General features: G+C 63.2%; 27 protein-coding genes. 13 read left to right on the forward strand and 14 right to left on the reverse strand.

Going from position 1 to position 25725, the window contains the following annotated elements; genetic code table 11:
* Positions 1-19: 19 nt before the first annotated feature.
* Positions 20-793, reverse strand: coding sequence for a hydroxyacylglutathione hydrolase (gene gloB / locus BM315_RS10540; RefSeq protein ID WP_090500709.1), 774 nt, complete (start codon positions 791-793; stop codon positions 20-22).
* Positions 794-869: 76 nt separating this feature from the next.
* Between gloB and BM315_RS10545 the strand changes: the two genes are divergently transcribed.
* From BM315_RS10545 to BM315_RS10560, 4 genes are all read left to right on the forward strand, one after another.
* On the forward strand, positions 870-1628 hold the full coding sequence (locus tag BM315_RS10545) for a class I SAM-dependent methyltransferase (RefSeq protein ID WP_090500644.1): 759 nt from the start codon (positions 870-872) through the stop codon (positions 1626-1628).
* 189 nt (positions 1629-1817) lie between these two features.
* Complete coding sequence (gene rnhA, locus BM315_RS10550) at positions 1818-2270, forward strand: ribonuclease HI (protein ID WP_090500646.1); 453 nt, start codon at positions 1818-1820, stop codon at positions 2268-2270.
* A complete protein-coding gene (gene dnaQ, locus BM315_RS10555; protein ID WP_090500648.1) occupies positions 2263-2991 on the forward strand; it encodes a DNA polymerase III subunit epsilon in 729 nt (242 codons plus the stop codon). The genes rnhA and dnaQ overlap by 8 nt, the downstream gene beginning before the upstream one ends.
* Before the next feature lie 231 nt (positions 2992-3222).
* The gene (locus BM315_RS10560) at positions 3223-4455 is read left to right on the forward strand and encodes a DUF3422 domain-containing protein (protein ID WP_090500649.1); all 1233 of its coding nucleotides are present in this window, start codon (positions 3223-3225) and stop codon (positions 4453-4455) included.
* 119 nt (positions 4456-4574) lie between these two features.
* Here the strand turns inward: BM315_RS10560 and pfkB are convergent, their stop codons facing one another.
* Entirely contained in the window at positions 4575-5528 is a 954-nt protein-coding gene (gene pfkB / locus BM315_RS10565; RefSeq protein ID WP_090500711.1) for a 6-phosphofructokinase II, read from the reverse strand.
* Between the two features lie 250 nt (positions 5529-5778).
* On the opposite strand from pfkB, the gene BM315_RS10570 reads away from it, so the two are divergent.
* From BM315_RS10570 to nudC, 5 genes are all read left to right on the forward strand, one after another.
* Entirely contained in the window at positions 5779-8064 is a 2286-nt protein-coding gene (locus BM315_RS10570) for an Orn/Lys/Arg family decarboxylase (RefSeq protein ID WP_090500652.1), read from the forward strand.
* Between the two features lie 3 nt (positions 8065-8067).
* Complete coding sequence (locus BM315_RS24655; RefSeq protein WP_170862196.1) at positions 8068-8211, forward strand: hypothetical protein; 144 nt, start codon at positions 8068-8070, stop codon at positions 8209-8211.
* Positions 8212-8295: 84 nt separating this feature from the next.
* Positions 8296-9108: a crotonase/enoyl-CoA hydratase family protein gene (locus BM315_RS10575; RefSeq protein WP_090500654.1), complete on the forward strand. Its 813-nt coding sequence runs from the start codon at positions 8296-8298 to the stop codon at positions 9106-9108.
* A 44-nt stretch (positions 9109-9152) separates the two neighbouring features.
* Positions 9153-10832: a FimL-related protein gene (locus BM315_RS10580; protein ID WP_090500656.1), complete on the forward strand. Its 1680-nt coding sequence runs from the start codon at positions 9153-9155 to the stop codon at positions 10830-10832.
* The gene (gene nudC, locus BM315_RS10585) at positions 10833-11663 is read left to right on the forward strand and encodes an NAD(+) diphosphatase (RefSeq protein ID WP_090500658.1); all 831 of its coding nucleotides are present in this window, start codon (positions 10833-10835) and stop codon (positions 11661-11663) included.
* A gap of 168 nt (positions 11664-11831) precedes the next feature.
* On the opposite strand, the gene BM315_RS10590 is transcribed toward nudC, so the two are convergent.
* Positions 11832-12611: a TSUP family transporter gene (locus BM315_RS10590; RefSeq protein ID WP_170862199.1), complete on the reverse strand. Its 780-nt coding sequence runs from the start codon at positions 12609-12611 to the stop codon at positions 11832-11834.
* Between the two features lie 106 nt (positions 12612-12717).
* Between BM315_RS10590 and BM315_RS10595 the strand changes: the two genes are divergently transcribed.
* Positions 12718-13365 carry a hypothetical protein gene (locus tag BM315_RS10595; RefSeq protein WP_090500660.1) on the forward strand — a complete coding sequence of 216 codons (648 nt, stop codon included), beginning with the start codon at positions 12718-12720 and terminating at the stop codon, positions 13363-13365.
* Positions 13366-13424: 59 nt separating this feature from the next.
* Here BM315_RS10595 and BM315_RS10600 read toward each other — a convergent pair whose 3' ends face one another.
* From BM315_RS10600 to BM315_RS10615, 4 genes are all read right to left on the reverse strand, one after another.
* Positions 13425-14192, reverse strand: a complete 768-nt coding sequence (locus BM315_RS10600) for an SDR family oxidoreductase (protein ID WP_090500662.1) — start codon at positions 14190-14192, stop codon at positions 13425-13427.
* A gap of 37 nt (positions 14193-14229) precedes the next feature.
* A complete protein-coding gene (locus BM315_RS10605; protein WP_090500664.1) occupies positions 14230-15297 on the reverse strand; it encodes a phosphotransferase family protein in 1068 nt (355 codons plus the stop codon).
* A 207-nt stretch (positions 15298-15504) separates the two neighbouring features.
* The gene (locus tag BM315_RS10610; protein ID WP_090500715.1) at positions 15505-15819 is read right to left on the reverse strand and encodes an SCP2 sterol-binding domain-containing protein; all 315 of its coding nucleotides are present in this window, start codon (positions 15817-15819) and stop codon (positions 15505-15507) included.
* A gap of 56 nt (positions 15820-15875) precedes the next feature.
* Entirely contained in the window at positions 15876-16586 is a 711-nt protein-coding gene (locus BM315_RS10615; RefSeq protein ID WP_090500717.1) for a histidine phosphatase family protein, read from the reverse strand.
* Positions 16587-16797: 211 nt separating this feature from the next.
* Here BM315_RS10615 and sohB point away from each other — a divergent pair, with 211 nt between their 5' ends.
* On the forward strand, positions 16798-17817 hold the full coding sequence (gene sohB / locus BM315_RS10620) for a protease SohB (RefSeq protein WP_090500666.1): 1020 nt from the start codon (positions 16798-16800) through the stop codon (positions 17815-17817).
* 25 nt (positions 17818-17842) lie between these two features.
* A complete protein-coding gene (locus BM315_RS10625) occupies positions 17843-18835 on the forward strand; it encodes a YhdH/YhfP family quinone oxidoreductase (protein WP_090500719.1) in 993 nt (330 codons plus the stop codon).
* Positions 18836-18907: 72 nt separating this feature from the next.
* On the opposite strand, the gene BM315_RS10630 is transcribed toward BM315_RS10625, so the two are convergent.
* The 7 genes from BM315_RS10630 to BM315_RS10655 all read right to left on the reverse strand — a co-directional run bounded on the left by BM315_RS10630 (position 18908) and on the right by BM315_RS10655 (position 25145).
* The gene (locus BM315_RS10630; RefSeq protein ID WP_090500668.1) at positions 18908-19405 is read right to left on the reverse strand and encodes a DUF934 domain-containing protein; all 498 of its coding nucleotides are present in this window, start codon (positions 19403-19405) and stop codon (positions 18908-18910) included.
* The gene (locus BM315_RS10635) at positions 19389-21047 is read right to left on the reverse strand and encodes a nitrite/sulfite reductase (RefSeq protein ID WP_090500670.1); all 1659 of its coding nucleotides are present in this window, start codon (positions 21045-21047) and stop codon (positions 19389-19391) included. The genes BM315_RS10630 and BM315_RS10635 overlap by 17 nt, the downstream gene beginning before the upstream one ends.
* 344 nt (positions 21048-21391) lie before the next feature.
* Positions 21392-21589: a hypothetical protein gene (locus BM315_RS24660; RefSeq protein WP_170862197.1), complete on the reverse strand. Its 198-nt coding sequence runs from the start codon at positions 21587-21589 to the stop codon at positions 21392-21394.
* 75 nt (positions 21590-21664) lie between these two features.
* Positions 21665-21889 (reverse strand): DUF2970 domain-containing protein, encoded by a 225-nt coding sequence (locus tag BM315_RS10640; RefSeq protein ID WP_090500672.1) that lies wholly within the window; start codon positions 21887-21889, stop codon positions 21665-21667.
* 55 nt (positions 21890-21944) lie between these two features.
* Complete coding sequence (locus BM315_RS10645; protein ID WP_090500674.1) at positions 21945-23270, reverse strand: MATE family efflux transporter; 1326 nt, start codon at positions 23268-23270, stop codon at positions 21945-21947.
* A 139-nt stretch (positions 23271-23409) separates the two neighbouring features.
* The gene (locus BM315_RS10650; protein ID WP_090500676.1) at positions 23410-24456 is read right to left on the reverse strand and encodes an RNA methyltransferase; all 1047 of its coding nucleotides are present in this window, start codon (positions 24454-24456) and stop codon (positions 23410-23412) included.
* A gap of 80 nt (positions 24457-24536) precedes the next feature.
* Positions 24537-25145 (reverse strand): hypothetical protein, encoded by a 609-nt coding sequence (locus BM315_RS10655; protein WP_090500678.1) that lies wholly within the window; start codon positions 25143-25145, stop codon positions 24537-24539.
* Between the two features lie 248 nt (positions 25146-25393).
* On the opposite strand from BM315_RS10655, the gene BM315_RS10660 reads away from it, so the two are divergent.
* Positions 25394-25696, forward strand: coding sequence for a DUF1883 domain-containing protein (locus tag BM315_RS10660; protein WP_090500680.1), 303 nt, complete (start codon positions 25394-25396; stop codon positions 25694-25696).
* The last annotated feature ends 29 nt before the right edge of the window (positions 25697-25725 follow it).

Consider the following 25725-nt stretch of genomic DNA (forward strand, 5'->3'; position numbering starts at 1 on the left):
TGCAGGGTTGTCGAGGTTTTTAGAAATTATCCTTCCATGCGCGCAGGCGCGCGAAGACTTCGCTGGGCGAGCGTTTTTGCGCGCCGTCATGCTCGTCAATTTTTGCTATGACCGCCTCTTCGGTGCTGCGCAAGAAGGGGTTGGTCGCGCACTCCAGGGCCAGGCTGGACGGTAGGCTGATGCGGCCTTCGGCGCGCCAGGCACTGACCTCTTGCAGGCGCTGGGTGATCTGCAGGTTGTCCGGTTCGACCGCCTGGGCAAAGCGCAGGTTGCTCAAGGTGTATTCATGGGTGCAGTACACCCGGGTTTGCCCTGGCAGGGCCGCCAGGCGGCTGAGCGAGTCGTGCATCTGCGCGGGGCTGCCTTCGAACAGGCGCCCGCAGCCGGCGGCGAACAGGGTGTCGCCACAAAACAGCCAGTGCTGCTCTGCCTGGTAATAGGCGATATGGCCCAGGGTGTGACCCGGTACTTCGATCACCCGAAGGCGCTGGCCGAGCACCTCGACCTCATCGCTTTCGCGCAAGGCCAGATCGCGCGCGGGGATCTTTTCCTGCGCCGGGCCGAGTACCCGTGCCCCGGTGGCCGCCTTCAACGGCCGGATGCCGCCGACATGGTCGGGGTGATGGTGGGTGATCAGAATGTCGCTCAATTGCCAGTCCGGGTGGCTGCCCAGCCAGGCCAGCACCGGCGCCGCATCACCGGGGTCGACCACCGCGCAACGGCGCTGTGCGAGGTCTTGCAGCAACCAGATATAGTTGTCCGAGAAGGCGGGCAGGGCGTCGATCTTTATCATCATGCGGGTCGCTAAGCAGGCCATAAAGGTGCATCTTAGGACTCATTGGCGGTGCTGGCTACGCAGGTAATCCTTTATGTCCGATCATCCTTTCGCTCAGGCCGATGCCGATTGGCTCAAACTTATCGGCACGGCGCGCCACTGGTTCAACGGGCCCTACGGGCAGTTGCTGCTGGAGGACGAACAGCGCTTGCTCGAGGAAGAGTTGGCGCGCTTCTTCGGCGGTTACATGGTGCACTACGGCCCTTCCGCGCAAGCCTCGCCGAATGCCGCGCAGATCCAGCGCAACGTGCGGGTCGGCGCGCCCTTCAGCGGGGTGGAGATCGTCTGCGAGGAGCAGGCCTGGCCGCTGACCGAATATGCCGCCGATGTCGTGTTGCTCCAGCATGGCCTGGACTTCAGTCTGTCGCCCCATGGTCTGTTGCGCGAAGCGGCCCACAGCGTGCGCCCGGGCGGCCATCTGCTGGTGGTCGGGATCAACCCGAGGAGCGCCTGGGGCGTGCGCCATCTGTTCGCCCGCGATGCCTTGCGTCAGGCCCGCTGCATTGCGCCCAACCGGGTCAGTGACTGGCTGCACCTGTTGGGCTTCGCGCTGGAGAAACGCCGCTTCGGGTGCTATCGTCCGCCGCTTGCTTCCACTGCCTGGCAGGCTCGTCTGGCTCCGCTGGAAACCTGGGGCGACGCCTGGCAATCGCCAGGCGGCGGCTTCTATCTATTGGTCGCGCGCAAGCTGGTGATCGGCTTGCGCCCGTTGCGGCAGACGCAGCGAGCGCCCATGGGCAAGCTGGTGCCCATGCCGGTAGCCAAGGTCAGTCGCCGCGAGCCGAAGCCCTAAGCGCTTGCAGGCCGTTGAAAAAACGTAGGCGAGGCAGGCAAGACAAGGCAAAACGGCCGAAAAAGCGCAGTTTACGTGCTGTAAATGAGCATTTTGAGGCCGTTTTTAACGCAGTATTGCCAACGCAGGTAGTTTTTCAACGGCCTGCTAGAGCCTGCCGAGCGGAATTTATTGAGAGATTGGCTCTGCATGAATGAACAAGTCGAGATTTACACCGATGGTGCCTGCAAGGGCAATCCTGGGGTCGGTGGCTGGGGCGCCTTGATGATTTTCAAGGGCGTGGAGAAGGAACTCTGGGGCGGCGAGGCCGAGACCACCAACAACCGCATGGAACTGACCGCGGCGATTCGCGCCCTGGCCGAGCTGAAGCGTGCCTGCGACGTGCGTCTGGTGACCGACTCGCAGTACGTCATGCAAGGTATCCAGGACTGGATGCCGAACTGGAAGAAACGCGGCTGGAAAACCGCCGCCAAACAGCCGGTGAAAAATGCCGATCTGTGGCGCGAACTGGACGAGCAGGTCAATCGGCACAAAGTGACCTGGCAGTGGGTGCGCGGTCATACCGGTCACCCCGGCAACGAGCGTGCCGACCAATTGGCCAATCGTGGCGTCGAAGAAGTGAGAGGGCTGCAACGTGCGTAGCGTAGTGCTGGATACTGAAACCACCGGCATGCCGGTCACCGATGGTCACCGGATCATCGAGATCGGCTGTGTCGAACTGATCGGCCGGCGTCTGACCGGGCGGCATTTCCACGTCTATCTGCAGCCGGATCGCGAGATCGACGAGGGCGCCATTGCGGTGCACGGCATCACCAACGATTTCGTCCAGGACAAGCCGCGCTTCAAGGAAGTGGCCGACGAGTTCTTCGAGTTCATCAAGGGCGCGCAGCTGATCATCCACAACGCGGCGTTCGACGTTGGCTTCATCAACAACGAATTCGCCCTGATCAAGCAGCAGGATCGCGCCGACATCAGCGAGCATTGCTCGATCCTCGATACCCTGCTGATGGCCCGCGAGCGTCATCCGGGGCAGCGCAACAACCTCGATGCCCTGTGCAAGCGTTATGGCGTCGACAACTCCGGCCGCGACCTGCACGGTGCCTTGCTCGATGCCGAGATCCTCGCCGACGTCTACCTGACCATGACCGGTGGGCAGACCAATCTGTCCCTCGCTGGCGACGGTTCGGAAGGCGACAGCAATGGCCGTCAGCAGCCCAGCGCGATTCGTCGTTTGTCCGCCGATCGCCAGCCCACCCCGGTGGTTCGCGCCACCCAGGCCGAACTGGAGGCGCATGCCGCGCGGCTGGCGGCGATCGAGAAAGCGGCCGGCGGCCCGGCGCTGTGGGCGACCCTGGAGCCCTAGCCGGCAACCGATTCGGCAGCCCAGCCGATGCCCGGCGGCGCAGCGTGCGTCTGCAGGCGCCGCCGATCATCGAGCCGCCGCATTGGCGCTTGTCGAGCGTTGTCTGGCACGTTGCCGGTCGTTTGTCGCTGGTGGCCACAGCTGTGCACGGGGCATGCGGATGTGTCCAGCGGCGGGCGGGGTGAGTCTAGAAAGTTCTAGGTCACCTTTTCCGAGCCGCAGAGAGTCGCCATGCACCCGCTACGAGAAAGCCTGCACGATGAGCTGCATGCCCGGCCGTCGATCTACTTCGACGGCCCGGCCCATGTCTACCATTTCGCCTTGCTGGACGACGGTGTTTGCATCGACCCGATCATCGCCCAGCTCGAAGGACTGGCCGATCGGCACAGCCATGGCGCCTCGCGCCATGGCCTGCTGCGGATCGACGGCTGCCCGTTCAAGTGGGAGCGTCACAGCGAATTCCTCTCCCTGACCTGGGTGGTGCCGCGCACGCACCAGACGCCGCTCTGGGCCGAACTGCCTGAGCCGCTGCGCGGCCTGCTGCAGACCCATCAGGCGTCGATCATCAATGCCCTGGTGGTACTGGTCGAAGACGCGCAGGCGGCGCTGGACGATCCCGCCGCCTACGGATTCAAGGATCCCGCCGGCTCCCATGTGGGCGGTGGCGATGCCACGGTGTGGAGCGATTTTCGCCTGTCGGAGCAGGGCTTCAACCGCATCCTGCTGACCAACCGGGGCCTGAATGCCTACCGCCTCGGCCGCATGATCCGCCGCCTGCTGGAGATCGAAACCTACCGCATGCTCGCCTCCCTGGCCCTGCCCACCGCGCAGAACATCGGTGTCACCCTGCAGGAACTGGATCGCAGCCTGATCCGCCTGGCCGAGCGCAATGCCGGGGCGGGCAATAGCGAGGCCAAGGAACTGCTCGACGCCCTCACCGAACTGTCCGCCCGCCTGATGCGCTGCGGCGCCGCCTGCCGGCCGCGCTTCAGTGCCGCCGAGGCCTATGCGCAAATCGTCTTCGAGCGCATCGGCGAACTGCGCGAGAGCCATGTCGGCGGCAGCCAGCGACTCGGCGTGTTCATCGAGCGGCGCTTCAAACCGACGGTGCGCTACTGCGCCGCCACCGAACGCCGCCTCGACCGCCTGGCCAGCGGCATCGCCAACCTCGGCGACCTGCTGCAGGCACGGGCCCAGGTGGAGGTGGAGGAGCAGAACAGCGAGATCCTCGAGAGCCTCAACGCGCGCACCAGCACCCAGCTGAAAATCCAGAAGGCGGTCGAGGGCTTCTCCCTGATCGCCATCAGCTACTACCTGGTCGGCCTGCTCAAACTCACCCTGGAAGGCCTGGCGGCGCTGGGCACACCGTTTTCCAGCAAGGTGCTGTTCGCCGTGCTGGCGCCGCTGTTTCTGCTGACCCTGTTGCTGCTGGCCCGGCGCCTGAAAATCGCGGCGCGGCATTAGGCGCTCGTCCGACAATACCGATCTGCCGGGTTTCGCGTGCTGGGCGTTGCGCCGCCAGGATTTATGCCGTGCCGGTGAGTATGGTGCACGGCCTGCGGCGAGTGACACCCTGCGGGCGGTTAGTCCCGCGCGCCAGCGGCGGCGCGCGCCTGTAACCAGGCGAACAAGCGTTCGGTGTCGGCACGGCGGCACAGTTCGCTGCCGGCGGTCATGATCGCCGCGCTGCCGGCGGCGACGCCGTAGCGTGCCGCCTCGCTCAGGCTCGCGCCCTGGGCCAACTTGAGGGTGACGGCGCCGACCAGGCTGTCGCCGGCGCCCACGGTGCTGAGTTTTTTCACCGTTGGCGCGGTGATCCGCTCGCTCAGCTCGCGGCTCGTCAGCAGCGCGCCCTGGGGGCCGAGCGAGACCAGCACGGCGGTGCATTGGCCCGCATCGACCAGGCCGCGGGCCACCCTGAGCAACTGATCCGGCTCGCCGATGTCCTCCCCGGCCAGAGTACGGAGTTCGTTGAGGTTGGGCTTGATCAGGAACAGCCCGCCGATGTCCAGCGCCTGGCGCAACACCTCGCCCGAACTGTCGAGAATGCAGCGTGCGCCGCGCTGCTCAGCGGTCTGCAGCAGGCGCGGGATGAAGTCTGCGGCGAGCCCGGCGGGCAGGCTGCCGCTGATCACCAGGTAGTCCAGCTCGGGCAGATCGGCCAGCGCCGCCAACAGCTGCGCCTGTTCGGTCTCGCTCAGGCGCGCACCGGGCAGCACGAAGCGGTACTGCTGGGCGCTGGCCTGCTCCACCACGTTGAGGCATTCGCGGGTCCAGGCGTCGATCGGCAGGGCCTGGCAGGGGACGCCTTCGGCGGCCAGCAGTTCGGCCAGGTGCAGGCCGGTGGGGCCGCCAGCCGGAAACAGCGCCAGCGCACTGCCGCCGAGCTGGTGAATCGCCCGGGCGACGTTGATGCCGCCGCCGCCGGGCGCATAGCGCGGTTCGCTGCAGCGTAGCTTGGCGTCCGGGCACAGGCGCGCAATGCTGGTGGCGCTGTCGAGCGCCGGGCTGAGGGTCAGGGTAACGATACTGGCCATGCACGACTCCCCGGGCGGCTGGATGCCCGCACTGGCCGCGCCCATTGGCTGGCCTCAAGGATAAAGATAGTGCCTGGGAGGAGGGGCACGAAACCGGGCAATCGGCGACTCGACAAGACCCGGGGTCCGGCAATGATTCAAAAATGCGACAAAGCATTATCGAGGTCGCCGGCCCGGTTTCCTAAAAGGTCGTTGCATGGTGTTAACTGAGTGCCGTTGCCCAATCGCTAAGTGGATGCCGGATTGCCCCATGTATAAAGACCTCAAGTTTCCCGTACTGATCGTGCACCGCGACATCAAGGCCGACACCGTGGCCGGCGATCGGGTGCGTGCCATCGCCGCCGAACTGGAGCAGGACGGTTTCAGCATCCTCTCCACCGCCACCTCCGCCGAGGGGCGCATCGTCGCCTCGACCCATCACGGCCTGGCCTGCATCCTGGTGACTGCCGAGGGGGCGGGGGAGAACAAACACCTGTTGCAGGACATGGTCGAGCTGATCCGCATCGCCCGGCGGCGGGCGCCGCAGCTGCCGATCTTCGCCCTCGGCGAACAGGTGACCATCGAGAACGCGCCGGCCGAAGCCATGGCCGACCTCAACCAGTTGCGCGGCATTCTCTACCTGTTCGAGGACACGGTGCCGTTCCTCGCCCGCCAGGTCGCCCGCGCCGCGCGCAACTACCTGGACTGCCTGCTGCCGCCGTTCTTCAAGGCGCTGGTGCAACACACCGCGCAATCCAACTACTCCTGGCACACCCCCGGCCATGGCGGCGGGGTGGCCTATCGCAAGAGCCCGGTCGGCCAGGCCTTCCACCAGTTCTTCGGCGAGAACACCCTGCGTTCCGACCTCTCGGTATCGGTGCCGGAACTCGGTTCGCTGCTCGATCACACCGGCCCCCTGGCCGAGGCCGAGGCCCGCGCGGCGCGCAACTTCGGCGCCGACCACACCTATTTCGTGATCAACGGCACCTCGACCGCCAACAAGATCGTCTGGCACGGCATGGTCGGCCGCGACGATCTGGTGCTGGTCGACCGCAACTGCCACAAATCGATCCTCCACGCGATCATCATGACCGGCGCGATTCCGCTGTACCTGTGCCCGGAGCGTAACGAGCTGGGCATCATCGGGCCGATTCCGCTGTCCGAGTTCAGCCGCGAGTCGATCCAGGCGAAGATCGACGCCAGCCCCCTTGCTTGTAACCGTGAGCCGCGCGGCCGCGTGCCCAGCAGCAGCGGGGCCATGGTCAAGCTGGTGGTGGTGACCAACTCGACCTACGACGGCCTGTGCTACAACGCCGAACTGATCAAGCAGACCCTGGGCGACAGCGTCGAGGTGCTGCATTTCGACGAGGCCTGGTATGCCTACGCGGCCTTCCACGAGTTCTATGCCGGGCGCTATGGCATGGGCACTACCCGCACTGCCAATGCGCCGCTGGTGTTCAGTACCCACTCCACGCACAAGCTGCTGGCGGCGTTCAGCCAGGCCTCGATGATCCATGTGCAGGATGGCGGTGCGCGCCAGCTGGACCGCGACCGCTTCAACGAAGCCTTCATGATGCATATCTCGACCTCGCCGCAGTACGGCATCATCGCCTCGCTGGATGTGGCCTCGGCGATGATGGAAGGCCCGGCCGGGCGTTCGCTGATCCAGGAAACCTTCGACGAGGCGCTGAGCTTCCGCCGGGCCCTGGCCAATCTGCGGCAGAACCTCAGCGTCGACGACTGGTGGTTCAGCATCTGGCAACCGCCCCAGGCCGAGGGCGTCGACGAGGTGGCGACCGAGAGCTGGCTGCTGCAGCCGCAAGCCGACTGGCACGGCTTCGGCGAGGTGGCCGAAGACTACGTGCTGCTCGACCCGATCAAGGTCACCCTGGTGACCCCCGGCCTGACTGCGGGCGGCAAGCTCGATCAGTGCGGGATTCCGGCGGCGGTGGTCAGCAAGTTCCTCTGGGAGCGTGGCCTGGTGGTCGAGAAGACCGGCCTGTATTCCTTTCTGGTGTTGTTCTCCATGGGCATCACCAAGGGCAAGTGGAGCACCCTGCTCACCGAACTGCTGGAGTTCAAGCGCAGCTATGACGTCAACCTGCCGCTGACGGTCGCCTTGCCCTCGATCGCCCAGGCCGGCGGCGCGCATTATCACGGCATGGGCCTGCGCGACCTGTGCGATGCGCTGCACCGTTGCTACGGGGAGAACGCCACGGCCAAGGCGATGAAGCGCATGTACACGGTGTTGCCGGAAGTCGCCCTGAGGCCGGCCGATGCCTACAACCAGCTGGTGCGCGGCGAAGTCGAGGCCGTGCCCATCGACCGGCTCGACGGGCGCATCGCCGCGGTCATGCTGGTGCCCTATCCGCCGGGTATCCCGCTGATCATGCCGGGCGAGCGCTTTACCCCGGCGACCCGCTCGATCATCGACTACCTGGAGTTCGCCCGCACCTTCGATCGCAGCTTCCCTGGCTTCGACGCCGACGTGCATGGTCTGCAGCGCAACGAAGGGCCGGACGGCAGCGCCTACACGGTGGACTGCATCAAGCTGTAAGCCATGACTGGCGCGCTCGGGCGCGCCAGTCTTCAGCTGGCAGTGGCGGACTATCTCCAGCAGATCAAGTGGTTAGCGCCCGCAGTCAAAACGCTGCTCAAGTTCAGTGACGTGTCCTGCGTCACAGAGGCCGGCATCGACATTTAGGCCGTGCTTGTTATAGTTGCGCGGCTGTAATCACAAGAATGTCTCTGTGCGCGTGCGCGCCGTTTGCTGCTGAGGATGACTGCCGTGTCCGATTACCAAGCCTTTAGTGTCGAGTTGGCAGATAAGATCGCCCACGTGCTGATCGACCGCCCGGAAAAGATCAACGCGATGAACGCCGATTTCTGGACGGAGATCATCGAGATCTTCCGCTGGATCGACGCCATGGACGAGGTGCGGGTGGTGGTGCTGTCGGGCGCCGGCAAGCATTTTTCCTCCGGTATCGACCTAATGATGCTGGCCCAGCTGGGCAGCCAGATGGGCCCGGATGTCGGCCGCAATGCGGAAAAGCTGCGGCGCAAGATCCTCGAACTGCAGGCCTCGTTCAATGCCGTCGACCAGTGTCGCAAGCCGGTGCTGGCGGCGATCCAGGGCTACTGTCTGGGCGGCGCCATCGACCTGATCGCGGCCTGCGACATGCGCTATGCGACGCTCGACGCGCAGTTCTCGATCAAGGAAATCGACATCGGCATGGCCGCTGATGTCGGCACCTTGCAGCGTCTGCCGCGGATCATCGGCGACGGCATGATGCGCGAGCTGGCCTTCACCGGGCGCACCATCGGCGGTGAAGAGGCGCGCAGTATCGGCCTGGTCAATCGCACCTTCGCCGATGCCAGCGCGCTGCTCGATGGGGTGATGGGCATTGCCCGTGAGATCGCCGCGAAATCCCCGGTTGCGGTGCGCGGTACCAAGGAAATGATTCGCTACATGCGCGACCACCGGGTCGACGATGGCCTCGAGTACATCGCCACCTGGAACGCGGCGATGCTGCAATCGGTCGACTTGCGCGTGGCCATGGCCGCGCACATGAGCAAGCAAAAGCCGGAGTTCGCCGACTGATGGGGCCACTGTCTTCTCTACCGGCGCGGGAGGCGCACTAGCGCATGGTTTCTGGAGCCACGTCACTCAGTTTGGTGCGTAACGAACTGTTCGCCACCATGGCGGAGGCCGAATCGAGCCTCGAGCATTTCATTGCCGAGCGGCATAACGGCAGCCTGCTGCAACAGGCGGTGGAAAGTCTTCATCAGGTCCGCGGCACGCTCAATCTGGTCGAGCTGACCGGTGCCGAGTTGCTCGCTCAGGAAGTGCTCGAACAAGCCACCGATATTCCCGCCGGTGCCGGCGAGGAACGCGATGTGCAGCTCTCGGCGCTGAGCAACGCGCTGCATGTACTGCGCCGCTACCTGGAAAACGTCGAGGCGCACCGCCAGGAAATGCCCGAGTTGCTGCTGCCGGCGATCAATGACCTGCGCCAGGCCGGCGGCCAGCCAGTGCTGCCGGAAAGTTTCTTCTTCAGCGTGCGCCTCGACCATGCGCGCCCGCGCAGCGCGCCGGCCGCCCTGGATGCGGCGGCCAAGGAAATCGAAGGCCGGCGCTTGCGCCAGATGTATCAGGTGGGCCTGCTCGGCTTCATCCGCGAACAGAATCCGCAGGCCAGCCTGAAACTGATGGGCCGGGCCATGAGTCGGCTGGACAGCCTGTACGCCAACGAACCGCGTGGCCGTCTGTGCTGGATAGGCGCTGCGGCTGTGGAGGCGCAGCTCGATGGTCAGCTGTTGCCACGCAAGTCGCGCAAGCAGTTGTTCGCGCGGATCGATCGCGAACTCAAGCAGGCGCTCAGTAACAGTCTGTACGAGACGCCGCGCAGCCTGCTCAAGGAACTGCTCTATCTGGTGGCCCTGGCTGGCAGTCGCGGGTCTGTGGCAATGCCGGTACGCGAACTGTTTGGCCTGACCTCACTGCCATTCACCGATCACCTGCTGGAAGAGCAATACCAGCGCCTGTCCGGGCCCGGGCAGGCGGTCATGCGTTCGCTGAGCTCGGCCATTCGTGAGGAACTGGCCAGCGCCAAGGACATGCTCGACCTGATCGAGCGGGGCACCGTGCAGGCTGAAAGTCTCGGCAATCTGCATGCGCTACTCGGCAAGCTGAGCAAGACCCTGGACATGGTCGGCCTCAGTTCGGCGGGCAATATGCTCGGTGGGCAACTGCAGACGGTCGCCGGCTGGAGTGAGGCGTGCGCCCCGCAACAGCAGGAGCTGCTGAAACTGGCCGATGCCGTGCTCTATGTAGAGGGCATGGTCGCCACTCTGGAGCACGGCGAGCGGCGTGACAACAGTGCGGGGCCGTTGGCGCCGGGCAAGGAAAGCGAATCCTTCGCCTACTACCAGCTCAACGAGGCGCGCATCGTCGTGATCGATGAGGCGCGCGGCGGCCTGGCGCTGGCCAAACGCGCAATTACGGCCTACCTGGAGGCCGGTGGCGACCGCATGCATCTGTCCAATGTACCTTTCAGTTTGCAGGCGGTGCGCGGCGGCCTGTGGTTTCTTGGCCAGGAACGGGCGGCCTCGCTGGTTGGCGCCTGTGCCGAATACATCCAGACGCAGATGTTCGAAGCGCCACAGATGCCTTGCGAACAAATGCTGGAAACCCTGGCCGACGCGCTCAGCAGTCTAGAATATTATCTGGAAGCGGGCGCGGTACTGCGCCCGGAAACCCAACCCGGGGTGCTCGACCTGGCCGCAGACAGTGTGCGTGCCCTGGGCTTGCCGGTAGCCGCATAAATGACCCAGCGTTGGCAGCCCGCCTTACTCGAGAGCCAGCAGTCCGGTGGCTGGGCCCTGGTGCATTGCCGCCAGCAATTTCTGGCGGACGGCAACGGCCTGTTGTTTCCGCGCCAATGGCTGAAAAAGCAGGAACTGCCGATTCTGGCCGAGCATGGCATCGGCCATTTCGACGGCGATGCCATCTACCTGCTGGAGGTGCAGCAACCGCTCGAGATGCCCGGTTGCAGCTGGCAAAGCCTGCGTCAGTTCATGCTGCAAGGCGATGCCGATACCTTCAAGATGCTCGGCTACGCGACACAGATCGGCACCTGGGCGCGCCAGCACCGATTTTGCGGCAGTTGTGGTGAGCCCATGCGGCATGTCGCTGGCGAGCGTGCCATGCACTGTCCGCGTTGCGAGCTGCACCACTATCCGCGCCTGTCGCCGAGCATGATCGTGTTGATCACCCGCGGCGATGAAATCCTCCTGGCCCGCTCGCCGCGTTTCGTCCCCGGGGTCTACAGCACTCTGGCCGGTTTCGTCGAGGCGGGCGAGTCGGTCGAGCAGTGCGTGGCGCGCGAGGTGCGCGAAGAGGTGGGGGTCGAGGTCAAGAACCTGCAGTACCTGGGGAGTCAGGGCTGGCCGTTCCCGCATTCGCTGATGCTCGGCTTCCATGCCGAATATGCGGCTGGTGAGATCGTCATGCAGGTCGACGAGATCGAGGATGCGCAGTGGTTCAGTGTGCACCGGTTACCACCCTTGCCGGCGCCGCGCTCGATCGCCCGCTACCTGATCGACCTCTATGTGGCGCAGCGGCTAGGGCTGCCACCGCCGTCGCTGTCGGTCTAGCCGGCCGTTGAAAAACTACCTGCGTTGGCCCTCTTGATAAAAGAGAGGGGCGTTAAAAACAGGCTCGGGTGCGAGCCCAGTCCCTTCCTCGCCTGTTTTGCGGGGGCGCCCAGTCCTTGTCTTGCCTGCCTCGCCTACGTTTTCAACGGCCTGCTAGCCGGATAAAACCTACGCCAGCCCGAACCAGTGCTGCCAGGCCAGTCGTGCGGCGAGGGCCAGGACCATCAGGATGAACACCGGGCGGATGAACTTCGAGCCGCCGCGGATTGCCGAGCGCGCGCCGAGAAACGCCCCGGCCATCAGGGCGATGCCCATGCTGATGCCGAGCACCCAGGCGACTTGCCCGGCGACGATGAACACCACCAGGGCGCAGGCGTTGCTGACGAAATTCATGCTCCGGGCAACGCCGCTGGCGCGCACCAGATCGAGCGGGTAGAGCAGCAGGCTGCTGACCGTCCAGAATGCCCCGGTGCCGGGGCCGGCGACGCCATCGTAGAAGCCCAGGCCGAGGCTTTGCGGCCACTGCCGGCCCTGGGCAATGGGCGCGTCGGCGTTGAGCGGTGCCGCCGGGGTGCGGCCGAACAGCAGGTAGAGGCCGCAGGCGAATACCACCACCGGCAACAGTTGATTGAGCCAGGCCGCCGGCAGCCAGTGCACCAGCGTGGCGCCGAGCAGGGCGCCGACCGCGGTGCCGATCAGCGCATTGCGCCAGGGCCGGGGGGCGAACAGCTTGCGCCGGTAGAAGGTGTAGCTGGCTGTGGCCGAGCCAAAGGTGGCGCACAGCTTGTTGGTGCCCAGCACCAGGTGCGGCGGCAGGCCGGCCATCAGCAGGGCCGGAATGGTCAGCAGGCCACCGCCGCCGGCAATGGCATCGATGAAGCCGGCGACAAAGGCCACCAGGGCGAGAATGGTCAGGGTTGCCGGGTCAACGGCAAGCTCGAAAGGCAAGGGCATGAAAATGACGACCTGTGTCCGATTGTGCAATGAACCTGCTGTGCGCAGGCGAAGTTGCTGCGCATAATGCCGGCATTTTCACGGGCAAGGAATCGACTCGATGCAATACGACGGCCTGGCATGGGCGACGGCACTGCTGGCATTGCTGGCGGTGTTGGTCGCCGCGCGAATTCTGCTCGATCGCCACTGGTTTCTCGGTTGGTTGCGCGGTACCTGTGGCCTGGCCTTTGTCGCCCTGGGCGGTTTCATCGGCCTGCTGGCCTACGACCTCTATAGCTATGCCCCGCTGCCGGAGGACAAGCCGCTGGTAACCCTGAGCTTCGAGGCTGACGGCCCACGTTATCGGGTCAACCTGCTGGAGGGCGGCAGCGAGCGCAGCGTGCTGCTGGAGGGGGACTTGTGGCAGCTGGATGCGCGCTTTTTACAATGGAAGGGGCTCGCTGCCCTGATCGGCCTGCAGCCTGGCTATCGCCTGGAAAAACTCTCGGGGCGCTTCCTCGCCATCGAACAGCAGGAACAGGCTCAGCAGGCCCGGGTCGAACTGGCTCGCAGCCCCTATGGCATCGACCTGTGGCGCTGGCTGCGCCTGGGCCAGCACGACCTGTTCATGTTCGATGCCCAGGCGCGTCGGGTTACCTACCTGCCGATTGCCGATCAGGCAGTTTACAGCGTCAGCCTGACGCCGACCGGCCTGCTGGCGCAGCCGATGAACCAGGCGGCCAAGCAGGCGCTGCAGGATTGGCAGTGAGTTGCATCAAGAGCGCAAATAAGGGACCGGCGGGTCCCTTCTTGCTAACGGCGCAATGATCAGGACAAGAAGCCGCCATCGACGTTCAGCGCCACCCCGGTGGTGTAGCTGGAGGCGTCGCTGGCCAGGTACAGCACCGCGCCGGCCATCTCGCTCGGATCGGCGACGCGCTTGAGCGGGATGCGCTGCAGGGCCAGGTTGAGGATGGCGTCGTTCTTCACCAGCGCCGAGGCGAACTTGGTGTCGGTCAGGCCCGGCAGCAGGGCGTTGCAGCGGATGCCGAATTGCGCGCACTCCTTGGCGAAGACCTTGGTCATGCTGATCACCGCGGCCTTGGTCACCGAGTAGATGCCCTGCATCTCGCCGGGGCTGACGCCATTGATCGAGGCCACGTTGACGATGCTGCCGCCGCCGTTTTCCTTCATCAGCTTGCCGCCTTCGATGGACATGAAGTAGTAGCCGCGGATGTTGACGTCGACGGTCTTCTGGAAGGCCGACAGGTCGGTCTCCAGCACATTGCAGAACTGCGGGTTGGTGGCGGCGTTGTTGACCAGGATGTCCAGGCGACCGAATCGCTCGCGGATCTGCGCGAACACATTGCTGATCTGCTCCATTTCGCCGATATGGCAGGCAATCGCGGTGGCCTGGCCGCCGTCGGCGATGATCGCATCGGCGACCGCCTGGCAGCCGTCGATCTTGCGGCTTGAGACGATCACATGGGCGCCCTGCTGGGCCAGCAGTTTGGCGATGGCCTCGCCGATGCCGCGGCTGGCGCCGGAAACGAAGGCGATCTTGCCGTCGAGGTCGAACAGTTGGGTCTTGGACATGGACATTTCCTTTCTGGTTGAAGGCCTGTTCGGCCGATTACAACTGCGACTTGGCGATGACCTGCAGGCTCATCTGCTCCAGCAGCTTGTTCATTTGCACGAACTGGGCGAAGCGTTTGTCCTGGGTCTGACCGTGGTAGTAGCGGTAGTAGATCTGCTGGACGATGCCGGCCAGGCGGAACAGGCCGTAGCAGTAGTAGAAGTCGATGCTCGCGATCTCGATGCCGGCGCGTTCGGCGTAGTAGTCGGCGAACTCCTGGCGGCTGAGCATGCCCGGCGCGTTGCTCGGCTGGCGGCGCATCATTTGCACCGGCGCCGGGTCGTCGGCCTCGATCCAGTAGGCGAGGGTGTTGCCCAGGTCCATCAGCGGGTCGCCGATGGTGGTCAGCTCCCAGTCGAGCACGCCGATGATCTGCATCGGGTTGTGTGGGTCGAGGATCACGTTGTCGAACCGGTAGTCGTTGTGCACGATGGCCGGCTTGGGGTGGTCGGCCGGCATCTTGTCTCTCAGCCAGGCCTTGACCGGCTCCCACAGCGGCGCGTCAGGGGTCAGGGCCTTCTCGTAGCGTGCGCTCCAGCCGCCGATCTGGCGCTCCACATAGCCTTGCGGTTTGCCCAGGTCGCCGAGGCCGCAGGCTTGGTAGTCGACGTTGTGCAACTCGACCAGCTTGTCGATGAAGCTCTTGCACAGCTGGCGGGTCTTGTCGGCATTGAGGTTCAGCTCGGCCGGCATGTCGGAGCGCAGGATGATGCCGTTGATCCGCTCCATCACATAGAACTCGGCGCCGATCAGCGCTTCGTCGGTGCAGTGCACATGGGCTTTCGGGCAGTAGGGGAAGGCCTCGTAGAGCTGGTTGAGGATGCGGAACTCGCGGCCCATGTCGTGAGCGGATTTGGCCTTCTGGCCAAATGGCGGGCGGCGCAGGACGAATTGCTGGGTCGGGTATTCGAGCAGGTAGGTGAGGTTCGAGGCACCGCCGGGGAACTGGCTGATCCGTGGCTCGCCGGTCAGGCCTGGAATATGCGCCTTGAGGTACGGATCGATGATCGCGGCGTCGAGCTCTTCACCCTCGCGGATGCGAGTGGACTGGTCAGTAAGCGCCATGCTTATCCCTTCTACTTATAATTGGTGCCATAGATTATTGGCTAATCTAATGCTGCACCCTGGTCGTAACAAGCAATACGCGCCGTTATAGGCGGTCGTGTTGCCGCCCAATCAAGCAACCTGATTTGATCTGTAGACAAGCCTGCAGACGAAAAAAAACCGGAGCACGGGACTCCGGTTTTCTCGGTGAGGCTGCTGCGCTGAAGCTTAGACCGGGAACAGTTCGCCCAGCTTCATGGCCAGCATCATGTCGCCTTCGGCGCGCAGCTTGCCGCCCATGAAGGCCTGCATGCCATCGGTCTCGCCGCTGGTAATGCCCTTGAGGGTTTCGCTGTCCATGATCAGGGTCACGTTGGCGTTGTCGGCATCGCCTTGTTGGACGTCGCAGGTACCGTCCTTGATGACCAGGTAGTGGTTCTCACCGTCTTCGATGTTGAACTGGAACACCAGGTCCAGGCCCGCAGCGGCAGAGGCGTTGAACTTGGACTGCATGGTATTGATGATGTCTGCAACGCTCATGATGTCTTCCTTTGTTTTCAGAGTTTTCTTGCGCCCTTGCGGGTGCAGTAGGCCGGAGCTCAGCGGTAGGTGATGAGCTCCGGCTCCTTCATCAGCTGTAGATGCACATGGCTGTTGAAGGAAGCCAGGGTCACTTGGCTGCCGCGAAATTTCAGGCAACTCAGTGAGGTATTGACGATTTGCCAGTTCAGCTCGAAGGCCTTGGCGGCCGGCACGCCGGTAATCAACTGCAGCAGTGCGGTGATAGTACCGCCGGAGGTGAAGAGCGCGATGTTCTGTTTGCTGTCGGCTTGTTGCAGCAGGCGCTTCAGGCCGTCCCCAACCTGTTCGACGAATGCTTGCCAGCTCTGCAGGCCGGGCTGGTCGTGTTCGCCGGAAATCCAGCGGCCGATCAACAACGCGAACAGGCGTTGGAATTCGGCGCGGTTTTGTGGTCCATTGCGCAACACGTGCAGGGCTTCGGGTTCTTCGTCGAGCAGGCCGGGGAGCAGGGCGCGGATCACTGCGTCGGCATCGAACTCGTTGAAGGCGGCATCCACTTGCAGGTCAGGGATTGTCTGACCGCTGCTGCCCAGCTGGTGCATCGCGGCATGGGCGGTGTGCTGTTGACGGCGTAAGGCGCCACTCAGAGTGCGATCGATGCGAATGCCAAGATCAGTCAGGTGCGTACCCAACACTTCGGCCTGGCGGATACCGATGGGCGAGAGCACATCGTAGTCATCGGCACCGAAGGAGGCTTGGCCATGTCTGATCAGGTAAATGCTGCCCACGTTCGCCACTGTCCCGGATCGGTGAAAGTTTGGCGAGGGTATGAGGATCGCGCAGGCCTGTCAACGAAAAAACATACGCTTGTTTGAATTGATCTGCTGTCATTCATGACGACGCGCCAGGCAACTGGTCGCCAGTCGATGGCGTCGGTATGCTGGTTGCCACGAGCGCTAAGCGACACTGGACGCTGGCATGAATAATGAGGGGGAATACGTGGAGTTTTTCGCGGAATATGCGGCCTTTCTGGCTAAAACGGTAACGCTGGTTGTGGCTGTTCTGGTGATTCTGCTGGCAGCGGTCGTGGCCCGCAGCAAGGGCCGGCGCGTTGTCGGGCATTTGCAGGTGGACAAGCTCAATGACTTCTACAAGCAGTTGCGCCAACGTCTCGAGCATGCCGTGCTGGACAAGGACCAACTCAAGGTGGTGCACAAGGAAGAAGCCAAGGCGGCCAAGCTGGCGAAGAAAGCCGGGGAGCACAAACCGCGGGTATTCGTCCTGGACTTCGATGGCGATCTCAAGGCCTCGGCCACTGACAGCCTGCGCCATGAAATCACCGCCTTGCTGAGCCTGGCCACTCCTCAGGATGAGGTGGTGCTGCGCCTGGAAAGTGGCGGTGGCATGGTGCACAGCTATGGCCTGGCGTCCTCGCAGCTGGTGCGTATTCGCCAGGCGGGCATCCCGCTGACCATCTGTATCGATAAGGTCGCGGCCAGCGGCGGCTACATGATGGCCTGCATCGGCGAGAAGATCATTTCTGCCCCCTTTGCCATACTCGGCTCCATCGGCGTGGTTGCCCAGTTGCCCAACGTGCACCGCCTGCTTAAAAAGCACGACATCGACTTCGAAGTGCTTACCGCCGGCGAGTACAAACGCACCCTGACCGTCTTTGGCGAAAATACCGAGAAGGGTCGGGAGAAGTTCCAGGAAGATCTGGAAACCATCCACGAGCTGTTCAAGAATTTCGTCGCCCGCTATCGGCCGCAACTGGACATCGACGATATCGCCACCGGCGAGGTCTGGCTGGGCCTGGCCGCGTTGGAAAAACAACTGGTCGACGAACTCAAGACCAGCGACGAATACCTGGCCGAGCGGGCCAGGGAGGCCGAACTGTTTCACCTGCACTACGCCGAGAAGAAGAGTTTGCAGGAGCGTGTCGGTTTGGCGGCCAGCGTTGCCTTGGATCGTTTCACCTTGAATTGGCTAAGCCGCCTCAACCAGCAGCGTTTCTGGTAATCGACTTTTACCCTGGGGGATGAAGATGACTACATTCACAGCACTACAGGTTCGCGAACATGCGGCGGATGAGTTCGAGCAAACGATTGTTCAGCGCAGCATCAGCGAACTGCCGGCCGGCGAACTGTTGATCCGGGTTCGCTATTCGTCGTTGAACTACAAGGATGCCCTGTCCGCCAGTGGCAACCGTGGTGTGACCAGGCATTTTCCGCATACCCCGGGCATCGACGCGGCGGGTGTGGTCGAGCAGTCGAGCGTCGCTGAATTCAGCGTGGGCGATGAGGTGATAGTGACCGGTTATGACCTGGGCATGAACACCGCGGGCGGCTTCGCCCAGTACATCCGGATTCCGGCGGCCTGGGCGCTGAAACGGCCGCAAGGCTTGTCCCTGCGTGAGGCCATGGTGCTGGGCACCGCGGGTCTGACCGCTGCGCTCTGCGTCGACAAGCTGGAGCAAGCCGGCGTGCTCCCGGATGCCGGGCCTGTTTTGGTGACGGGCGCGACCGGGGGTGTGGGCAGTGTTGCCGTGGTTTTGCTCAACAAGCTTGGCTACAGCGTGGCCGCGTCTACCGGCAAGGCCGAGCAGGGCGAGTTTCTCAAGGGGCTGGGCGCTCGGCAGATAGTCTCGCGCGCTGAACTGCAGGAAGGTGCGGAGCGTCCGTTGCTCAAGGAGCAGTGGGCGGGTGCGGTGGATACCGTCGGCGGCGATATCCTGTTCAACGTGGTCAAGGCGCTACGCTACGGCGGCAGCGCGGCGTGTTGCGGGCTGACGGCCGGGGTGGCGTTCAAGGGCAGCGTGCTGCCGTTCATCCTGCGCGGGGTCAACCTGCTGGGGGTCGATTCGGTCGAACTGCCGCTGGTGGTCAAGGCCTCCATGTGGGACAAGCTCTCCGTGCAATGGAAGCTCGACGATCTCGAGCGCCTGGTGACTGAAGTCAGCCTGCAGCAGTTGCCCGCGGCCATTGCCCGGATACTCGCCGGCAAGCTTGTCGGTCGGGTATTGGTACGGGTGGACTGAGCCACTCCCACGAATAGCTTTTGCCCCATGAAAAAAACCCTGCAGTGCAGGGTTTTTTGCTCAAGGCATCGCTCAGGCGCGGCGGCGAAACAGCGGTTGCGGCTGGTCGCTGGAGGCCTGATAAACCTCCGAGAACTCCTCGAAGGCCTTCAGTGCGTCCAGCGGGTCCTTGTCTTCGCGCAGGGCGAAGGCATCGAAGCCGACGCGCTGGTAGGAGAACAGTTGATCACGCAGCACATCGCCGATGGCGCGCACTTCACCCTTGTAGCCATAGCGGGTGCGCAGCAGGTAGGCGGTGGAGCAGTGGCGGCCGTCGGTGAAGGAGGGGAAGTTCAGGGCGATCACCTGGAAGTTGTCCAGTTGATCGGCGATTTCCTCGATCTCTTCGCCGGCTTCCAGCCAGACGCCCAGGCCGCCGTCGCGGGCCTTGAGTGCGTGCGGATGTTCGATCCACAGCGCCAGGGGCACGATCAGGTCATCGCAGTTGCTCAGGCCGTCGAGGGTGGTGTCCTTGGGCAGCAGATGCCAGGTCTCGTCGACCACCTGGCCATTCTTAATGATTCGCTGCATATACGCGCTCCTTGAACGGGGCGACACCGATACGGCGGAAGGTGTCGAGGAAACTTTCTTCATCGGTGCGCTGCTCGACGTAGACCTTGATGATCTTATCGATGACATCCGGCATGTCTTCCTGGGCAAAGGACGGACCGAGAATCTGCGCCAGGCTGGCGTCACGGCCTGAGCTGCCGCCGATGGATACCTGGTAGAACTCCTGGCCCTTCTTGTCCACGCCGAGGATGCCGATGTGGCCGACGTGGTGGTGGCCGCAGGCGTTCATGCAGCCGGAGATGTTCAGCTCGATGTCGCCGATGTCGAACAGGTAATCCAGGTCGTCGAAACGGCGCTGGATGGCTTCGGCTACCGGGATTGATTTGGCGTTGGCCAGCGAGCAGAAATCGCCACCCGGGCAGCAGATAATGTCGGTTAGAAGGCCCACGTTCGGGGTGGCAAAGCCGTGTTCACGCAGCTCGCCCCAAAGCGTGAACAGCTGGCTCTGTTCCACGTCGGCTAGGATGATGTTCTGGTTATGGCTGTTACGTGATTCGCCAAAGCTGTAGCGGTCAGCCAGATCAGCGATTGCATCAAGCTGCTTGTCGGTCACATCGCCAGGCGATACGCCTGTGGGTTTGAGCGACAACGTAACGGCGATATAGCCGGCTTTTTTGTGGGCAAAGGTATTGCGCTCACGCCAGCGGGCAAAGCCTGGATGCGCAGCATCCAGTGCAGCCAAGGCGGCATCTTGATCGACTAAGGTTTTGTAAGCAGGGTCAACAAAATGCGCTGAAACGCGGGCCACTTCGGCTTCGGTAAGCGTGGTGGGGCCATCTTTGATCTGCGCCCACTCGGCATTCACGCGCTCGGCAAACACTTCTGGGGTCAGTGCTTTAACCAGGATTTTGATGCGTGCTTTAAATTTGTTATCTCGACGGCCGTAGCGGTTGTACACGCGCAAAATGGCATCGAGGTAGCTGAGCAGGTGCTGCCAGGGCAGAAACTCATTGATAAAGCTGCCAACCACCGGGGTGCGCCCCAAACCACCGCCCACGGCGACGCGAAAGCCTAGCTCGCCAGCGTCATTGCGCACGGCTTCCAAACCGATATCGTGCACTTCGATAGCGACCCGGTCGGTCACGGCGCCGTTGATCGCAATCTTGAACTTGCGTGGCAGGTGAGTGAATTCGGGGTGGAAGGTCGACCACTGGCGGATGATTTCACACCATGGGCGCGGGTCGATGATCTCGTCCTTGGCCACGCCAGCGAACTGGTCGGTGGTGGTGTTGCGCACACAGTTGCCGCTGGTCTGGATCGAGTGCATCTGCACAGTGGCCAGCTCGGCGAGAATATCGGGCACGTCTTCCAGATCTGGCCAGTTGAACTGCACGTTCGTCCGAGTGCTGATATGGGCATAGCCCTTGTCGTAGTCACGGGCGATCTTGGCAATCATCCGCACCTGTTTGGAGGACATCAGGCCGTAGGGCACGGCAATCCGCAACATGGGCGCAAAGCGCTGAATGTATAGGCCATTTTGCAGGCGCAGCGGGCGAAATTCTTCGCCACTGAGCTCGCCAGCCAGATAACGGCGGGTCTGATCACGGAACTGCTGAACGCGGTCCTCGATGATTTGTTGATCGTACTGGTCGTATACGTACATGAAGGGTCCTGTTTTCAGGCTGCTTACAGCAATTCTGCGCGCACGGCCGCGCACCCCTAACGGAGCTGAAGGAAGATACCAGCTCAGGGTTATGCGCAAAAGTGAAGTTTAAGCATATGGTAAGAACCTTTGGTACTAAGCCTGGGCGAGAGCATAACTTCAAAGGTCGTGGAGATAGCGAAGGCTGTCGTCAGGTGTTCGCAGCGTCGCTAGCGGGTGCTGGAGGCAGTCGCGGCAGGCGAGAGTTTTTCATAACCTCTCAGCACTTGAGCTGACACGCCTCCTGAGCTTAACTGCACAAGCGAACCATTCATAAACACAAAAAAAAGGTAGCCCATGAGCGATCACAGCGAACTCGGAAGCCGGGACAGCATTGCGGACGCCAGAGCGGTCTTCATTCTGATATTGATAGCGGTGGCGACGGCGGTTTTCTGGGTTAGCCAGCAATAACCAGGACTGCTTGAAATCGACTCCGGCCCGTCGCCGCCGGTTTTATCCGTGTGCGGGTAGTCGAGGGCAAACAACCACCGTTTGGGGCGCATGCGGCTCACCTGTGTGGGCGGAAGGCCTGCCGATGCTTAGTCGCGGCTCGTGGTGAAACCTCGACAGGCCCTGGTTCAGACACCTGCGAAATGCAGCACCAGTTTGACCACGGCATAGATCACCAGCACGAACAGCAGGGTGAACAGCAGCCCGAGGATGATGAAATGGCTGGGTTTACCGCGGCGGAAGTCACGGCTGCGCTTCTTGCCGCTCTGTACGCCGATGGCCGCCGCCAGCACGCTCTGCAGCATTTCCCACAGAGTCAGCGGCTTGTCGTCTGGATCATCCTGCTTGCTCATATGCGTCCCCTGGATTGTGACTTGTCGGGCCTGTCGATCATCCTTCGATAGTTGCTCACAGTTGAATCCGGGTCCAGCCGCGTCGTTGCCACATCACGGCGAAAATCGCCGAGGCGAGGCCGCGCTGGAGAATCTGCAAGCTCCAGATGGCCAGCAAACCATAGCCCAATATGGGGCCGAGCAGATAAGCCAAGGGTAGAAAGAACAGCCACTGATTGCCCAGGCTGACCAGCATCACCGTGCGGCTGGCGCCGGCGCCCAGCAGCGCCTGGGTGAGCACCAGGGCGGTGGCATCCAGCACCATGCCCATGCCGGTCAGGCGCAACGGCCAGCTGCCCAGTTCGATCAACGCCGGATCGCTGACGAACAGCCGCAAGATCAGTTCCGGGTACAGCCAGAAAGGCGCGCCCAGCAGCATCAAGCCGACTGCCGCGACCTTGACCACGTCCCAGCCCCAGCGATGGGCGGCGACGAAGTCCTTCTCACCCAGGCTGTGGCTGACCAGAGTGGTGGCCGCCATGCCCAGGCCGATGGCCGGAAGGATCAGCAGCAGCGCCAGGTTGATCAACACATGGGCAACCGCCAGCTCGGCGGTGCCAACCTGGCCGATGATCCAGAACAGTGCGGTGATGCCGGTGGCAAAGAAGAATTGCTGGGCCGAATTGGGCAGCGACAGACGCAGCATGCTGCGCAGGTCAATGGTGCCGGGGCGGCGGGTCAGGAAACCCTGGTGGCGAGCGCTGTGCCAGGTCTGCACGGCATAGATCAGTGAACCCAGGTACAGCGCCAGGGTAGTGCCCAGCCCTGAACCGGGCGCGCCCATCTGTGGCAAGCCGAACAGGCCGTGAATCAGCGAATAGCTGATCAGTACATTGGCCAGGTGCATGATCACCAGGGTACGCATATAGACGCCGGAGCGGTGGTTGCCATTCCAGTAGCCGCGGAAGGAGAAGTTCAGGCCGACGGCGAAGATCGCCAGCACCCGCCACTCGAAGTAGGCGGTGCCGATGCCCAGTACCTCGGCATCGCCTGACAACAGTCTTATGATCGGCTGGGCGTTCAGCCAGCAGAACAGCGTCAGTGGCAGGGCGAGGCACAGCGCGATCAGCATGCCGACATTCAGCGGCGCCGCCAGCTCATCCAGGCGTCCTGCGCCGCGGCGCCGTGCGACCTGGGCTTGCACGCCGGCACCAAGGCCCATGACCAGGGCGATGGCCATGAAGTTGGCATAGCTGCCGATGCCGACTCCGGCCAGGGCCTTCTCGCCGAGGTGGCCGACCATGGCCGCATCCACCAGGTTGAGCAGGCTCTGGCTGAGCATGCCGCCGATAATCGGTAGGCCGAGGGTGAGGATATGCCGTAGGCGTTGACGCTCGATCATGCAGGGTTCGCTGTGGGCCGGTTAACCCGGCATGCAGAATGCTCAGCGCCGGAGGTGGTGCGCATCTTAACCCGCGGGCAGCTGTCGAGGCATGTCTCAGGACATCGACAATCACCTGCCTCGGCAGCGTGCCTCGGTCTCAAACACCGTCTGTGCGCTCGCCCGGGAGGCGGCGGCCGCGTATTTCGACCGCCCGTGCGCGCAACTGGCCGCAGCCACCGTCGATATCCTGGCCGGCGGAGTTGCGCACCTTGGTCAGCACGCCGCGGCTGTGCAGGTAGCGCACCATCTGCACGATGCGCTCGCCATCCGGGCGCTGGAACTCATCGTCTTGCAGGCTGTTGTAGGGGATCAGGTTCATGATCGCGTACTTGCCCTTGAGCAGACGCAGGATGCCGTCCATTTCGGCCTGGCTGTCGTTGATGCCCTTGAGCAGCGTCCACTGGTACTGGATCGGATAATCGATCTGGCGGGCGTAGGTTTCGCCCAGCTCGACCAGTTCCTCGGGGTCGATACGCGGCGCGCGCGGCAACAATTGCTGGCGCAGTTCGCCATCGCTGGTGTGCAGCGACAGGGCCAGCGCCGGCTTGATCCGTTGTTGCGGCAGACGCTCGAACACCCGCGGATCGCCTACGCTGGAGAACACCAGGTTGCGCTGGCCAATGCCGCCCTCGGTGCCGAGCAGGTCGATGGCGTCCAGCACGTTGTCGAGGTTGTGCGCCGGTTCGCCCATGCCCATGAACACCACCTTCTTCACCGGGCGAATGCGCCGGGCCAGGGTCACCTGGGCGACGATCTCGGCCGTGCTCAACTGGCGCAGCAGACCGCTCTTGCCGGTCATGCAGAATACGCAGCCCACCGCGCAGCCGACCTGGCTGGAGACGCACAGGCCATCGCGCGGCAGTAGCACGCTTTCGACCATCTGCTTGTCGGCCAGCTCCACCAGCAAGCGTGCCGAGCCGTCCGCCGCCGGGTGCTCGGCGTTGAGGCGGGCGAGGGCGTTGAGCTCCGCCGTCAACTGCGGCAGGGCATTACGCACCGCCAGCGGCAGGAAGTTCTCGGTCTTCTGGTGGCGCGTACCGCTATCGAGGGGCTTGCCTTGCAGCCAGGCACGCATGATCCGCCCGATATGCTGGGGTTTGCCGCCGAGGGCGGCGAGCTGCTGTTGAAAATCGTGGATATGCATGGGGCGCGGATGCTACCACGCTGCGCCGGGGCCGCGAAACGCAGTGACCTGGGCGGGCGCTGAGCCCGCCGAGTGAGGGGTTACAGGCTTTCCACGCGGATAGCCAGCGCCGTAGTCAGGCGAATCACTACCTGGCGGTTGAGGTGCTCGGGCTTGATTTGTACATCCGGGCGAACCTTCACGGTCTTGCGACTGCCATCCGCAAACTCCAGGGTGGCGGTGTGCTGTGTCGTGTCGATGGCCTTGACCACGGCGGTAATTTCCAGGGTTTCAGCCAGCAGCATGCCCGGCTTGGCTCCGGCTGGCGTGGTGGCGAGCACGCCGGCCGCGCCATCCTGGGTCTCATCACTCTGCTCGCGCAGGAAGACCAGCTGTTCCAGAGCCACGGTGGCATTGACCTTGTCGCCGACTTTCAGCTGCGGGAAATTGACCATTTCCGGGCTGGCCTGAAAGGTGCGCCGATGGCCCTGCTCATCCTCAAGGGTAAAGTTGCGCGCGGCATAGTCGATAGCGCTGACCACGGCGTGAATCTGCACCACCTCGGTGGTCACTCCGCCGGGTACGCCTTCCACGGTAATTTGGGTCGTACTGACATCTCGGCTCAGCTGATCGTCCTGCATTTGGCTGCTGCAGGCAGTCAGCAAGGTGGCACTGAGCACTAGCAGGCTCAGCTGTTTAACTGGATGCATAGACTTGCTCCTTGTGCTTGCTACGGTCGGGCGTTGCGGGTTTGCTAGGCGGACTTCTGATTGCGCATCGGCTAATACCTGGTCGAAGCGTGTTTCATCCGGGTTGTCCCAGCAGCCGCAGCTTCACCGCAGGTTTCGTGGCATGCTGTGCGGCAGTTGACCAGATGAGGTTAGCTGGCATTGCCTCAGCGTGCCTGCCAGCGTCTGTGCTATGGTCGCGCCCGGAAAAAACAGCGCAGGATCCCTCGATGAAATACATACACCAGCGCGAACACCTCAACGAAGACGACGTGGTCGTGATCGAGTGCTCGCAGACCTGCAACATCCGCCTGATGAGCGACGCGAATTTCCGCAGCTTCAAGAATGGCGGTCGGCACACTTACCACGGCGGCGCTTTCGATACCTTTCCGGCGAAAATCACCGTGCCCAGCAGCGGCTTCTGGAATATCACCATCGATACCGTGACCCGCAAGGCGATCAGCGTGACGCGCAAACCGACGCTCAAGCACTCGATCAAGATCATCCGCAAGTCGACTTCGCGGCTGAGTTGAGCGGCGGATATCGCTGCACTTGGATGCGG

Source organism: Pseudomonas borbori, from assembly GCF_900115555.1.
GTDB lineage: Bacteria > Pseudomonadota > Gammaproteobacteria > Pseudomonadales > Pseudomonadaceae > Aquipseudomonas > Aquipseudomonas borbori.

What these genes read in the sequence shown, in the direction of transcription:
- BM315_RS10560 (WP_090500649.1), top strand. Translation starts at nt 3,223, where the DNA reads ATGCACCCGCTACGAGAAAGCCTGCACGATGAGCTGCATGCCCGGCCG.
- BM315_RS10595 (WP_090500660.1), top strand. Translation starts at nt 12,718, where the DNA reads ATGCAATACGACGGCCTGGCATGGGCGACGGCACTGCTGGCATTGCTG.
- BM315_RS10580 (WP_090500656.1), top strand. Translation starts at nt 9,153, where the DNA reads ATGGTTTCTGGAGCCACGTCACTCAGTTTGGTGCGTAACGAACTGTTC.
- BM315_RS10640 (WP_090500672.1), bottom strand. Translation starts at nt 21,889, where the DNA reads ATGAGCAAGCAGGATGATCCAGACGACAAGCCGCTGACTCTGTGGGAA.
- pfkB (WP_090500711.1), bottom strand. Translation starts at nt 5,528, where the DNA reads ATGGCCAGTATCGTTACCCTGACCCTCAGCCCGGCGCTCGACAGCGCC.
- BM315_RS10645 (WP_090500674.1), bottom strand. Translation starts at nt 23,270, where the DNA reads ATGATCGAGCGTCAACGCCTACGGCATATCCTCACCCTCGGCCTACCG.
- BM315_RS24660 (WP_170862197.1), bottom strand. Translation starts at nt 21,589, where the DNA reads ATGCGCCCCAAACGGTGGTTGTTTGCCCTCGACTACCCGCACACGGAT.
- BM315_RS10605 (WP_090500664.1), bottom strand. Translation starts at nt 15,297, where the DNA reads ATGGCGCTTACTGACCAGTCCACTCGCATCCGCGAGGGTGAAGAGCTC.
- BM315_RS10660 (WP_090500680.1), top strand. Translation starts at nt 25,394, where the DNA reads ATGAAATACATACACCAGCGCGAACACCTCAACGAAGACGACGTGGTC.
- BM315_RS10625 (WP_090500719.1), top strand. Translation starts at nt 17,843, where the DNA reads ATGACTACATTCACAGCACTACAGGTTCGCGAACATGCGGCGGATGAG.
- BM315_RS10650 (WP_090500676.1), bottom strand. Translation starts at nt 24,456, where the DNA reads ATGCATATCCACGATTTTCAACAGCAGCTCGCCGCCCTCGGCGGCAAA.
- BM315_RS10630 (WP_090500668.1), bottom strand. Translation starts at nt 19,405, where the DNA reads ATGCAGCGAATCATTAAGAATGGCCAGGTGGTCGACGAGACCTGGCAT.
- BM315_RS10600 (WP_090500662.1), bottom strand. Translation starts at nt 14,192, where the DNA reads ATGTCCAAGACCCAACTGTTCGACCTCGACGGCAAGATCGCCTTCGTT.
- BM315_RS10655 (WP_090500678.1), bottom strand. Translation starts at nt 25,145, where the DNA reads ATGCATCCAGTTAAACAGCTGAGCCTGCTAGTGCTCAGTGCCACCTTG.
- nudC (WP_090500658.1), top strand. Translation starts at nt 10,833, where the DNA reads ATGACCCAGCGTTGGCAGCCCGCCTTACTCGAGAGCCAGCAGTCCGGT.
- BM315_RS24655 (WP_170862196.1), top strand. Translation starts at nt 8,068, where the DNA reads ATGACTGGCGCGCTCGGGCGCGCCAGTCTTCAGCTGGCAGTGGCGGAC.
- BM315_RS10545 (WP_090500644.1), top strand. Translation starts at nt 870, where the DNA reads ATGTCCGATCATCCTTTCGCTCAGGCCGATGCCGATTGGCTCAAACTT.
- BM315_RS10570 (WP_090500652.1), top strand. Translation starts at nt 5,779, where the DNA reads ATGTATAAAGACCTCAAGTTTCCCGTACTGATCGTGCACCGCGACATC.
- gloB (WP_090500709.1), bottom strand. Translation starts at nt 793, where the DNA reads ATGATAAAGATCGACGCCCTGCCCGCCTTCTCGGACAACTATATCTGG.
- rnhA (WP_090500646.1), top strand. Translation starts at nt 1,818, where the DNA reads ATGAATGAACAAGTCGAGATTTACACCGATGGTGCCTGCAAGGGCAAT.
- BM315_RS10635 (WP_090500670.1), bottom strand. Translation starts at nt 21,047, where the DNA reads ATGTACGTATACGACCAGTACGATCAACAAATCATCGAGGACCGCGTT.